The sequence below is a fragment of the Streptomyces sp. NPDC001219 genome (genome assembly GCF_053597915.1).
Genome location: NZ_JBSFJF010000125.1, coordinates 1 through 11122 on the forward strand (window position 1 = coordinate 1; position 11122 = coordinate 11122).

The window sequence follows — 11122 nt, forward strand, 5'->3', positions numbered from 1 at the left end:
TATCGGGGCGACCCTCCGCCTTGCGATCGCACGCACCAGACGCCGCGGGGCCGCCCTTCGGGCGAACGACGGGAGTTTGACGACAGGTCCTAGGGGCGTACCTGCCGCGATCCGTTTCGGTTTTCCACCGCGCGGCGGAGCGGGAGGGGTGAACGCCGTACGCCCCCCTCGGCCCCACGCCTCATTGCCCTTGGCCCCGGCGGCCACGCATAACTCACCCTTTGCGTCGTCGACGGACCGGGCGAGGCCAGTTGTCCGGCGGCGGAGCCAGATTCTCCCGGGCTCAGGCGTGGCGGCCTGTCGAGGTGGGGAGAAAGACACCCTGACTCCGGGGGGTGGTCGATGAACGGCGACATAGCGGGAAACCGAAGTCTGCTGGGCAGGCTCCGTGGTGCTCTCGCGCTGTGTGTCTTTCTCGGGGGACTGAGCCTGGCGCTGGTGTCCAACGGCCGGCCCGGCTTCCTGTGGTCCGCGCTCAACGAGCTGGCCCTCTTCGCCGCGGCAGCCGTCGCCATCCCGTTCTACTACGACCTGTTCCTCAAGGACGTCGAACGGGTGCGTTTTCTCGGCGAGATGACCCGGTTACTGGACGAACGGCTCCCGGCCGGTGGTGCCGGCCGCGGCCTCACCGTTCGTGCCGAGGGGCGGCCGTCGCCGACGGAGAAGGCCGAGTTCCTGGCGGGGGCGCACTCGGAGATCATCGAGATCGGGGTGGCGCTCCGCAGCCTGGCCGGCCTCTTCGTGTCACGGCCCGAACGGGACTTCGCCGGTCCGGTCCGCCGACTCCTGAGCGAGGGCGTGAACATCACGTATGTGGTCGCCGATCCCGAGTCGGCCCTGATCACCGAGTACGCCCGCAGCATCGGCGACCCGGAACTCCCGAACCGGGCGGCCTCCTCGGCCCGGGAACTGCTGGCGGTCGCCCGGGGCTTCGACACCGAGGGGCTTCCCGGGCGCATGACCATCCGGGTCACCCGGCAGCTGCCGACGTGCTTCCTGAGCCTGGTCGATCCCGACTCCGAGACCGGGCGCTGTCGTACGGCTCCGTATCTGCCGGGGGTGCGGCGGGCCGACTCACCTGTCCTCGACATCGCCAAGGCCTCCCAGCGCGAACTCTTCACGCGCTACGTGACCTACGCGCGCACCGTCCTGGACGACAGCCGGCCCTTGGACACCCCGTAGAACGAAACCGTCGCAGCCCGGCCCCGTCGTGGACCGGAGCCGTCGCGCCCGGACCTGCAGCACCTGTCGTTGGCGCGGAAGCGCACCGACCGTCTTACGGGCCGCGGCCTCCGGCCGGCCTCACAGGCACGGACCGGTCGTCTTCCCTCAGTCACGCTCCACGAGCAGGTGCCGGGGACCGCGCAGTACCGGGCTGCGCCGGTAGGGAGGCGGGTCCTCGGTCAGGCGGGGGGCGTCGAGGTTCTGGATGAGTGCGTTCAGGGCGATCTGGGCCTCCAGGCGGGCGAGGGGGGCTCCGAAGCAGCTGTGCACGCCGCTGCCGAAGCCGAGGTGCTGGTTGTCCTCGCGCGTGGGGTCGAAGCGGTCGGGGTCGCGGAACCGTTCGGGGTCCCGGTTGCCGGAGGCGAGCATCAGGATGAGCGGGGCGCCCTGGGGGACGGTGAGCCCGGCGACCTCGATGTCGGCCAGCGGGGTGCGCTGCGGGAGCATCTGCACGGGCGGTTCGTAGCGCAGCAGTTCCTCGACTGCCCGGGGCATCAGGGCGGGGTCGCTGCGCAGGCGTGCCAGCTGGTCGGGGTGGCGCAGCAGGGTGAGGGCGCCATTGGTGATCAGGTTGACCGTGGTCTCATGGCCGGCGATCAGCAGCAGTACCGAGGTGGTCATGATTTCGAGCGGGGTGAGCTGCCCGCCGGCGCCGTCGCCCGCGGCGAACGCGGAGAGCATGTCGTCGGACGGCTGGTCGCGGCGCTTCTCGGCGAGGCCTCCCAGGTAGAGCGCCATGGCCTTGCGGGCCTCCGCGGCGGCGCGTTGGCGCTCCGCGGGGTCCTCCTTGGGGTTGGGGGCGATGCCGGCGACGATCGCGTCCGACCACTGGCGGAACTGCGGCTCGTCCTCGATCGGTACCCCCAGGAGGCGGCAGATCACGGTGACGGGGAGCGGGTAGGCGAAGTCGTCGACGATGTCGATCCGCTCCTTGTCCGCGAGGCCGGTGAGGAGCTCCTTGACGATGCGGGTGATCTCGCCGTGCATGGCATCGACCCGGCCGGGGGTGTGGGGCGGGCCGAAGGAGTGCATGGCCAGGCCGCGCAGCCGGTGGTGTTCGGGGTCGTCGAGCCCGATGAAGGCGGGCGGGAGCGCTTCGTCGGCGGCGTCGGTCTCGTCCGGTGCGGTGCGGTGGCGGCGGTCCGAACTGATCCGTGGATCGTGGAGCAGCGCTTCGATCTCGTGGTACGTGCCGACGAGGTAGCTGCCGTCCTCCTGCCGTGCCACCCGGTGCTCACGGAGTTCGGCGTAGAGCGGGTAGGGGTCGGCACGGTGGGCGTAGTCGGTGATCCGTTGGAACAGGGTTTCCGCAGCCATGCGCGGGGGCTCCTCATCGCTGTCTCTATGGAGTGGGCGGTTCACCGCCGTGCTGTGGTGGTTCGTCACCTTGGGGCGGTGGTTTGTCGCCTTGGGCGGTGTTCTCAGCGGGCCGGTTGTACCAAGGTCAGGCGGCGGTCCGGCAGATGGCCGGTGAGGGCGACGGTCGGACCGTGCGAGAGCAGCCGCGGGTCCGGCACGTCGGAGGGGACGGGTACCGGGGACTCGATCTGGTCGGCGGCTCCCGGAGCGGGCGGAAAGGGTGCGGCGGTCTCGATCAGCCGCTGGTAGTACTCCAGTGACCTGGCCTGGTTGACGCTCACGGCCGCGGTGACCCGCCCCCGGTAGCCGTAGACGGCGACCAGCCGGGCGTCCTTGAGCGAGCCCTGGGCGATGACCACCTGGTCGGAGAAGGTGGGCACCCCGACGGACTTGATGTTGAGGCCGAACTGGCTGGACCAGAAGGCCGGGACCGTCAGGTGCGGACGTCTGCGGGGTCCCGGATTGACCATGTTGTGCGCCGCCACCTCGGCCTGTGCGACGGCGTTGCCCCAGTGCTCCAGGGAGAGCAGTTGGTACTCGAAGAGCGGGTGCGGGAAGCGGGCGACATCGCCGGCGGCGAAGATGTCGTCGGTGACGATCCCGTACATGTCGAAGGCGCGGCACCCCGCGTCACAGGTCACCCCCCGGGGGCCGGCCGCGAGTCCCGCTTCGGCCAGCCATTCGGTGTTACGGACCGCGCCCAGGGCGATCACGGCGACATCGGCGTCGACGCGTGTGCCGTCGGAGAACTGCGCGCCGGTGAGCCGGCCGTCGCCCTCCAGGGAGGTGACCGTCACACCGCAGCGCAGGTCGACGCCGTGTGCGCGCTGCAACCGCGCGGCCATCGCGCCCAGCGTTCCGCCGAGCGCGCCGACCAGGGGTGCCGGCCCCCGCTCCGCGACCGTCACCGGCAGACCGCGCTCCCGGCAGGCGGAGGCGATCTCCGAGCCGGTGAAGCCGGCGCCGACGACCAGGACCCGCCGTGGTCCGGCGTCGAGGCGTTCCGCGAGGCGGCGCGCATCGTCGCTGGTGCGCAGGGTGAACACGCCGTCCAGGGCGGCTTCGCCCGGGTGCGGCCAGGGCCGGGCACGGGTTCCGGTGGCGATCAGCAGCCGGTCGAAGGGGATGTCCGTGCCATCGGCGAGCAGCACGCGCTTCCCGATCGGATCGAGTCCGGTGGCCGGCACCCCGAGTTTCCACTGCGCGTCCACGTCGCGATGCTGCGGCAGCCCCGTGTGCTCCGCGGGAACCTTCCCGAGCAGCACCTGTTTGGACAGCGGCGGCCTGTCGTACGGGGCCTGCGGCTCCTCCCCGACCAGGGTCAGCGAGCCGGTGAATCCCTGCTCCCGGAGCGTCTCGGCGGCCCGCAGCCCCGCGAGCGAGGCACCGACGATGACGATCCGCCCGTCGAGTGGTTCACCGCGCACCGGACCCCGCCTCCTCACCCAGCAGAATGGCCTGCACCGGGCACGCGGCCACGGCCCTGCGCACCCGCTCCAGCTCCCCGTCCGGTACGACCGGGTGGTACAGCAGGGACTCCTCGCCATGCATCGTGAACACCTCGGGCGCGAGGAACGCGCACTGCGCATAGCCCTGACAGCGATTGAGATCCACGACAACGTTCAACCCGAGCCACTCCTCCCACCGTCCACCACCACACCCGTCGTCTCCGTCCTACTACCGGTGACGGCACGGCGCAGTTCATGCTCGGCCATCCGGGGGCACACGGGGTGAGCGGAACCGCGACCCGAGCTTCGGCGTACGGTGTCCCGGGCCCCGGGGGTGCTCTCCCCCACAGCCCCTTGAACGAGTGCTGCCGTCGGCGTCCGGGGTGACAGCATGCGCGTCATGACAGACGACAGCACGAGCAGGTTTCGGGCAGGCCGGACGGGTCTCATCGTCAGAGTCCCGGAGGCGGAGCCGGTCGTCCGCGCTTGGCGTGAACGGTTCGATCCATCAGCCCGCGCGGGGGTGCCGGCACATGTCACGGTGCTTTTCCCGTTCCTCGACGAGCGCCGCATAGATACGCGTGTCCGCTCGGCACTCGCCGCCGTGCTCGGCCGGCATCATGCCTTTGACCTGCGCTTTGAGAGCTGTGGGCGGTTTCCCGGCGTGCTGTATCTCGTGCCCGGTCCGGATACGCAGTTGCGGCGGCTCACCGAGGTGATCGCCGACCGGTGGCCCGAAGCCCCTCCCTACGGCGGCGAGTTCACCGAGGTGGTCCCTCACCTGACTCTCGCCGACGGTCAGGATGACGGTGTCCTGGATCAGATCGAAGCCGATGTTCTCAGCAAACTGCCCTTCGCCTCCCGGGTCTCGTCAGTCGACCTCATGGTGCATGACGGCGCACAGTGGCAGGAGCGGGAGTCGTTCGCCCTCCGCGGGTGAAGGGGCCGTGAGCTGGACCGGTCCGTCCCAGCGGGCAGCGGGCCGGTGTGGACCGGGGACGAGGGAAGCGAACGCGGTACCCGTGCCCGCGTTCGGGCCACGTGTGCGCGACGAAGGGCCGCTATGGAGAGTTCACTTCATACTCACACGCTATCTGTAGCCACAGTCATATGTCACCCCTATGTCACCGGTTCCCGGGCAGGTGACCCCTCTCCCCCGGCGGCCGGTTCGGGAGTCTGCGGTGCACTTGCGGAAAGCCTCAAAGGAGTGACATATGGAGAGAGTTCAGGGTCCGGCGCCCGGCTCAAGGGGCTGCGGACGAGGCTCGTATGGCTCATTCGCAGCTCAATTCTTGACTCCGGCGGACCGCTTGCGTGAGGCCCTGACTCCCCTTGATCCTGGGCTGGTTGGGGGCGAACGGTTGACCGCGCACGCCTGTTCCCGAAGAGAAGAGGGCGCGACTCCGGGTTAATTGTGGAGAGAGATGAGTAACATCCAGCCAACCGTAGATCGATCAGGCGATAGAGAGCAGGCTGTGTCATGTCAGACTCGGAATTCGCTGCGCAGGTAGCTGCCAAACTGGAGAGCATCGCGAAAGAGATCGACGAGCTGCAGAAGCTCAAGGTGAAGCTGGAGGACCTCCAGAAGCACATCGGTGCCGGTCCCCGGAACACCGCCGTCACACCGCCGCCGGCCGAGCCCGAACCCGCGGTGACGAAACCGGTGACGGTCCCCCCGGCGCGGCGGGCGCAGGCCACCACCCCGAAGGCCAAGCCGCCGACGAAGGCCCCGGCCAAGGCGCCGAAGGGCGCGAAGAAGAAGCCTCGGAAGGCCAAGCCCACCCGGGCCGCCACGGGCCGGCGGAACTCCACCCGCGCCGACCGCGTTCTCGGACTCCTCGACGAGCAGCCGCGCACGGTGGCGGAGGTGACCAAGCTGCTGGCGCAGGAGCATCCGGACCACTCCGCGCCGGAGACCGCCGTCCGCAACACCCTGGAGACCTCGCTCGTCGCCAAGGGTCTCGTACACCGCAGCAAGCAGGGCCGGAGCGTCTTCTACGCCCGCCCCGCGGCCGGTGCCAAGGCCCAGACGACCGAGGCGCCCGCCACCAAGGAGGAGGCCGCTCCCACCCCTGCCTGACGGGAACGCCGTCCGGTGCTCGGTTACGCCGTCGGCCCCTGCCTCATGGCGGGCCCGCCGGCGGCGAACCGAGCCGGGCCCCGTCTTCGGGGGCCTCCGGCAGGGCGGGACGGCGTGGCCAGGGGCGGTCGCGCAGGGGGAACCACACCGCGAGTCGTGTGATCGACTGCCCGCCCTGTAGGGTCGGGGCGCAGTGATCCACCACGGTGATCAAGTGCCCGAGCTGCGGAAACGATGAGGATCGCCCCCGCGGCAGCCGGCCAGGAACGAGCCGTCCGGCGGGTCGGCGCACGGTCCCGACCCGGCAACTGGCAGGCCCTCGCAGCCGCGGGTCTGACTCCGTCGGCGAGGGCAGTCACGGGGGGTGTATCTGCCGAGTCTTGACTAATGGGCCTCGCCCGATCTTGACTGCCAGAGTCCCAGCCCTGCCAGGGCCCCCACCAGGGGTATTGGCCCACTCACCGAAGGTCACGAACATGACGGTTGACGTCTCCGCCGCCACTGAGGTCGGGCAGTTCCTGCTCGGCGACTCCTTCCCGTGCCTGGCCGGCCGTTCAGCATGGCGACAAGGTGGTATCACCCACCGCCACTACACCTGGTTCGGCGATGACAGTTCCGCCGAGCAGATGGCGGCCGACCTGCAGGAGTATGTGGAGGCGGTGGACTGGGCCGCCAAACCCTTCACCAGTTTCGTGGCCACCTTCTCGGGCCCGCTGGACCTGTCGGAGGTCGAGTTCGAGCAGTCGCTGTGGCAGCAGTTGCAGGCGGTGCACGACCACGACAGCCGCCACCACTCCTGGGCCAAGGGCTACGACCCGGACCCGCAGTCCGGTGCCTTCGCGTACAGCGTCGCCGGGCACCCGTTCTTCGTGATCGGGCTGCACGAAACGCACAGCCGCATCGGCCGCCGCCCGCCCTTCCCGATGCTCGCCTTCAACTCGCACCATCAGTTCGACCGGATCAAGGCCGCCGGGCTGTGGGACCGGCTGGCGGAGAAGATCCGCAAGCAGGACATCGAGCTGCAGGGCAACATCAACCCCAATCTCCTGGAGTACGAGAAGCTCTCCGAGGCACGGCGCTACTCGGGCCGCCCCAAGCCGGCCGACTGGGCCTGCCCGTTTTCCGCCCGGGTCTGAAGCCCGTCGGTATCCGACGGGAGCGGCAGCGCCGAGCTACCGCGCGCACCCGCCGCCCGCCCGGTCTCGTCCGTGGGCGCGGTGCCGCACATCAGGGCCCTCCTGCCCCGTCCTCAGATGGGGCAGGAGGGCCCTGACCGGTGGCCCGGAGGGCCGTCAGGCGGTCCGGACGGCCCCGGCTCCGAGCCGGGCGAGCTGGCGGTCGTGCAGACGGCTGAGGAGCAGCAGCGAGACGACCGCTCCGAGGAGGGCGCAGGCCATGTCCCACTGGGTGTCCCACTGGTCGCCCTGGGTGGCGAGGAACGCGTCGGCCGCTTCGCCGCCGGCCAGCGCCGCCCACCACTCGATCATCTCGAAGAACGCGCTGAAGGCCAGGCAGGCGCACACAGTCAGCGGGGCCAGCCAGCCGCTGCCGCGCAACGGGGAGGTCCGGACCAGCAGTTCGCGGACCAGGATGGCGGGCACGAAGCCCTGCATGAGATGGCCGAAGCGGTCGTAGGGGTTACGGGAGAGGTTCAGCGCGTCCTGGACCCAGTGACCCACGGGCACTTCGGCGTAGGTGTAGTGGCCGCCGACGATCAGGACCAGGGCGTGCGCGGCGAGCAGGCAGCACAGCAGCGGGCTGAGCGGAAAGCGCTTCCGCACCGCGATCAGCACCGGTACACCGACGATCACCCAGCAGGTCTCCATGAGCCAGGTGGTGCGGTCATGCGGCTGGAGGCCCGACAGGGCCAGGGCGATGAGCACCACCGCCAGCAGAACCGGCGGCAGTGTGCGGGGAGCGGTCATGGCCTTCATGGATCAGCCTCGGAGACATCGGGTACGGAGCGATCGGGTACGGGTCGGCGCGGCGTTCGTCCACGTCAGCGTCAGGGGCGTCGCTGAGCGCTGTCATGAGTACCGCTACTCAGATCCGTACCGGTGCGCCCGAACCTCAGATGCCGTCGCCTGACGTTGTCCGACGCGAGCCGGGCGGTGCGGGCCGGACTTCTACCCGGCCCACACCGTCTCCGCTCCCTCCGCCGGCGGGCCGGTCCGACGTGCCCGGTCGCGTTCCGCCCAGCGCACCACCGCGCGCATCCCGAGTCCGGTCGCCAGGAACAGCGCCCCGAGCAGGAGCCAGCCCGGCACGCCCCAGGTGACCAGCAGCGAGGTGAGCAGCAGCGGGCCCAGCGTGCGCGCCAGCGGGACGCCCGTGCCGAAGAAGCCCTGGTACTGGCCGACTTGATGAGCCGGTGCCAGGTCGAAGCCGATCTGCCAGGACCCGGCCGACTGCAGCATCTCGCCGACGAGCAGGAGCACCGCGCCCGCGACGAGCACCCCACCGGCTTCCCACGGCGGCAGGTCCGCGGCCGACACGGCGAACACCAGGCAGGAGGCGAGCATGATCAGGCAGGAGTGCCACACGGCCCGTGTGGCGGTGTGCAGCCCCGTCACCCTGCGGGCCGTACGGACCTGGAAGGCCATGACACCCAGGGTGTTGAGGACGAACAGCGCCGAGACCAGCCAGCGCGGCGCGTCGGTACGCGCCACGATCCACAGCGGGAGGGCGAGGCTGAGCAGCGGCATCCGCAGCAGGAGCACCGCGTTGAGGAACGTCAGCACGGCGTACGGGCGGTCCCGCAGAACCGCGAACCGCGGCTCGCCGCCCGTACGGCCCGGGACCGGGGGCACCGCGGGCAGCCGCAGCAGCACCGCCGTACAGATCAGGAAGCCCACCGCGTCCAGGGCGAAGACCGCGAGATAGGCCTCGCGGGTGTCGTACTGCAGCGCCAGTCCGCCGAGGGCGGCGCCGAGGGCCAGCCCGGCGTTGAGCGTCGACTGGAGGTGGGCCAGTACGCCGGTGCGGGCGGAGCGGTCCACGAGCCCCGCGAGCAACGCCTGGCGGGCCGCGGCCAGTCCGCACTGCGCGGTGGCGTACAGGCACACGACGGCGAGGAACGGGACGAAGGAGCGGATGAACAGGAACGAGGCGACGGCTAAGCCGGTGGCCAGGGCCAGCAGCACCGCGGTGCCGCGCGGCCCCCGGCGGTCGGCGAGCGCGCCGAGCGGCACCCCCGCGACGGAGCCGACGGCCCACGCCACGGTCAGCCCCAGGCCGATCTGCGTCGGCGAGAGGCCGATGACCCGGGTGAAGTAGAGCGCCGAGCAGACGTAAAAGGCGCCGTCGCCGACCGAGTTGCTCAGCTGTGCCGCGGCGAGGACGCGTGGTGCGCCGGCCGGCGGCAGAATCCGCAGGGACACAGGTCTCCCAGGTGTGACGGCCGGACGGCCGGTACGCGCACGATGCGTGGACGCAACGACGCTAGACAGCGGGCGGCCCGGCGGACAGATCCACTTACGCCCCTTGAACGTGGGCCAATTCGGCCTCCATCACGGCCGACACCGCCGATTCCGGACCGGGTCGTCCAACCCAGTAGTGACGTGCACATGGCGCAGATACGATCGAGTGCCCCCTACACGAAGGACTTCCCCCCATGAAGACGACATCCGTGCACAAGACATCCGCGAGGAAGGCGTCGGCGAAAGAGAACTCCGGTCGCAGAATCACCTGGCGCATGCTGCTCGCGCTGGGCGGGATGGCGGCGTTAGCCGTACCGGCCGCGGGCCCGGCCCAGGCAGCCCCGCGCACCGCGGACGACGCCGGCCGGGCGGGCCGGTGCGTCATGGTGTACTTCGACCTCGGCGAGACGCTGGTGCACACGGCCGAGGACAAGAGCGTGCGGTACCTGCCGGGAGCGGCCGAGTATCTGCGCGCACTGCGCGCCCGTCACATTCCCGTCGGCCTGATCACCAACGTGCCGTCCTCCTGGGGCTCCACCGACGCGGAGCGGGCGGCAGAGCTGAAGAAGGTGATCGACAAGGACTGGGTGGGCGGCAGCCCGTTCGCCTGGTCGGACTTCGGCGACCGGATCTTCACCCCACGGACGGAGGCGGAGCGCAAGCCGGCCCCCGCCCTCTGGAAGCGCGCCAAGAAGGCCGCGGGCCCCTGCCGGGTGGTCTACCAGGCAGAGACCGCGGAGGAGGCACAGATGGGCAGTTCCCTCGGCTACTTCTCCTACCAGGTGGACCGGCCCGGGTGGCCCGCGTTCCTGCCGGTACGGCTGATCACCGCGCTCTCCCATCTGCCCTACGGGAACACGGCCTCGGTTAAGGGAAGTTGAGGCGGTTGGGATGCTGCTTGAGCCACGCCTCTGAGGCTTCCTAGGGAGCCTTGGAGCGTGGCCATGTGGCGTGACTGACTCAGTAGGCGTGACCGGCTTCTGGCGTCACGTCATTGGGCGGGTCCGGAGCGGAGGGTGTTCCTGCCGGAAGCCCTCCGCTCCCGGCCCTTTCGTCCAGCCGAGCACGGCTACTACGGCTGCGCCGATGCCGCGGGGTCGGGGCCGGGGCGGACCACCTGGCGTTGCCGAACGGGCACGGCTCAGGCCGGCTGGGTGTTTCGGCAGACCGTGCACACGATGCGGCGGGCCAGCTCCGGCAGGGTGCTCTGACCCACGCCGTGAACGCGGACCACGGTCTCCGGGGTGGACCGGGCATGCTCGTGGCACAGCGCGGCGCCGCAGTTCCGGCAGATCGCCACCGCGGCGTTGGTTCCGTGGTCCGGCACGCAGTCGTAGCAGTTCATGGGCACATTCCGATCTCGTGAGGTGGGCAGCGCGGGCCCCCCGCGGCAATGTACGTCGCGGCACGGGACGGAAGACGGAAGCACATGCCGGGGCGGGGCGGGGCTCACCTGCCCGCCCCAAGGAAGACCTCTCCTCACCGGTCGAGGGCAGGGGGCGGGCCCGCCCGAGCACAGACCGAACACACCGTCGTCTTGGTGAAACTCCGCCGCACCCCCTGCGGCCGCCGCAGCGTCACCCCGGTGATCC

The 11122-nt window shown here is 70.6% G+C and carries 11 protein-coding genes; 5 read left to right on the forward strand and 6 right to left on the reverse strand.

All coding sequences use genetic code 11. The features are described 5' to 3' along the window. The first annotated feature begins 342 nt into the window (after positions 1 to 342). The gene (locus tag ACWC9R_RS36170) at positions 343 to 1182 is read left to right on the forward strand and encodes a hypothetical protein (protein ID WP_450738035.1); all 840 of its coding nucleotides are present in this window, start codon (positions 343 to 345) and stop codon (positions 1180 to 1182) included. A gap of 147 nt (positions 1183 to 1329) precedes the next feature. On the opposite strand, the gene ACWC9R_RS36175 is transcribed toward ACWC9R_RS36170, so the two are convergent. From ACWC9R_RS36175 to ACWC9R_RS36185, 3 genes are all read right to left on the reverse strand, one after another. Next, on the reverse strand, positions 1330 to 2541 hold the full coding sequence (locus ACWC9R_RS36175) for a cytochrome P450 (protein ID WP_450738037.1): 1212 nt from the start codon (positions 2539 to 2541) through the stop codon (positions 1330 to 1332). A 104-nt stretch (positions 2542 to 2645) separates the two neighbouring features. Then, positions 2646 to 4010 carry an NAD(P)/FAD-dependent oxidoreductase gene (locus ACWC9R_RS36180; protein ID WP_450738039.1) on the reverse strand — a complete coding sequence of 455 codons (1365 nt, stop codon included), beginning with the start codon at positions 4008 to 4010 and terminating at the stop codon, positions 2646 to 2648. Next, positions 4000 to 4209: a ferredoxin gene (locus tag ACWC9R_RS36185; RefSeq protein ID WP_450738040.1), complete on the reverse strand. Its 210-nt coding sequence runs from the start codon at positions 4207 to 4209 to the stop codon at positions 4000 to 4002. Before ACWC9R_RS36185 ends, ACWC9R_RS36180 begins: the two co-directional genes overlap by 11 nt. A gap of 222 nt (positions 4210 to 4431) precedes the next feature. On the opposite strand from ACWC9R_RS36185, the gene ACWC9R_RS36190 reads away from it, so the two are divergent. The 3 genes from ACWC9R_RS36190 (at position 4432) to gntA (ending at position 7247) form a co-directional block, all read left to right on the forward strand. Next, positions 4432 to 4971: a 2'-5' RNA ligase family protein gene (locus ACWC9R_RS36190; RefSeq protein ID WP_450738042.1), complete on the forward strand. Its 540-nt coding sequence runs from the start codon at positions 4432 to 4434 to the stop codon at positions 4969 to 4971. A 540-nt stretch (positions 4972 to 5511) separates the two neighbouring features. Next, the gene (locus tag ACWC9R_RS36195; RefSeq protein ID WP_450738043.1) at positions 5512 to 6111 is read left to right on the forward strand and encodes a hypothetical protein; all 600 of its coding nucleotides are present in this window, start codon (positions 5512 to 5514) and stop codon (positions 6109 to 6111) included. A gap of 476 nt (positions 6112 to 6587) precedes the next feature. Further along, a complete protein-coding gene (gntA, locus tag ACWC9R_RS36200) occupies positions 6588 to 7247 on the forward strand; it encodes a guanitoxin biosynthesis heme-dependent pre-guanitoxin N-hydroxylase GntA (protein WP_362615322.1) in 660 nt (219 codons plus the stop codon). Positions 7248 to 7403: 156 nt separating this feature from the next. Here the strand turns inward: gntA and ACWC9R_RS36205 are convergent, their stop codons facing one another. Both ACWC9R_RS36205 and ACWC9R_RS36210 read right to left on the reverse strand, forming a co-directional pair. Beyond that, positions 7404 to 8036, reverse strand: coding sequence for a DUF2238 domain-containing protein (locus ACWC9R_RS36205; protein ID WP_450738045.1), 633 nt, complete (start codon positions 8034 to 8036; stop codon positions 7404 to 7406). Positions 8037 to 8237: 201 nt separating this feature from the next. Continuing rightward, on the reverse strand, positions 8238 to 9491 hold the full coding sequence (locus ACWC9R_RS36210) for an MFS transporter (RefSeq protein WP_450738047.1): 1254 nt from the start codon (positions 9489 to 9491) through the stop codon (positions 8238 to 8240). A gap of 233 nt (positions 9492 to 9724) precedes the next feature. Between ACWC9R_RS36210 and ACWC9R_RS36215 the strand changes: the two genes are divergently transcribed. Beyond that, entirely contained in the window at positions 9725 to 10411 is a 687-nt protein-coding gene (locus ACWC9R_RS36215; protein WP_450738049.1) for a hypothetical protein, read from the forward strand. A 260-nt stretch (positions 10412 to 10671) separates the two neighbouring features. On the opposite strand, the gene ACWC9R_RS36220 is transcribed toward ACWC9R_RS36215, so the two are convergent. After that, positions 10672 to 10875, reverse strand: a complete 204-nt coding sequence (locus ACWC9R_RS36220) for a DUF2180 family protein (protein WP_450738051.1) — start codon at positions 10873 to 10875, stop codon at positions 10672 to 10674. Positions 10876 to 11122: the final 247 nt, after the last annotated feature.

Bases quoted from the DNA above. Each gene is read 5' to 3' on its own strand.
- ACWC9R_RS36170 (WP_450738035.1), top strand. From the start codon at position 343: ATGAACGGCGACATAGCGGGAAACCGAAGTCTGCTGGGCAGGCTCCGT.
- ACWC9R_RS36175 (WP_450738037.1), bottom strand. From the start codon at position 2,541: ATGGCTGCGGAAACCCTGTTCCAACGGATCACCGACTACGCCCACCGT.
- ACWC9R_RS36190 (WP_450738042.1), top strand. From the start codon at position 4,432: ATGACAGACGACAGCACGAGCAGGTTTCGGGCAGGCCGGACGGGTCTC.
- ACWC9R_RS36195 (WP_450738043.1), top strand. From the start codon at position 5,512: ATGTCAGACTCGGAATTCGCTGCGCAGGTAGCTGCCAAACTGGAGAGC.
- gntA (WP_362615322.1), top strand. From the start codon at position 6,588: ATGACGGTTGACGTCTCCGCCGCCACTGAGGTCGGGCAGTTCCTGCTC.
- ACWC9R_RS36205 (WP_450738045.1), bottom strand. From the start codon at position 8,036: ATGACCGCTCCCCGCACACTGCCGCCGGTTCTGCTGGCGGTGGTGCTC.
- ACWC9R_RS36215 (WP_450738049.1), top strand. From the start codon at position 9,725: ATGAAGACGACATCCGTGCACAAGACATCCGCGAGGAAGGCGTCGGCG.
- ACWC9R_RS36220 (WP_450738051.1), bottom strand. From the start codon at position 10,875: ATGAACTGCTACGACTGCGTGCCGGACCACGGAACCAACGCCGCGGTG.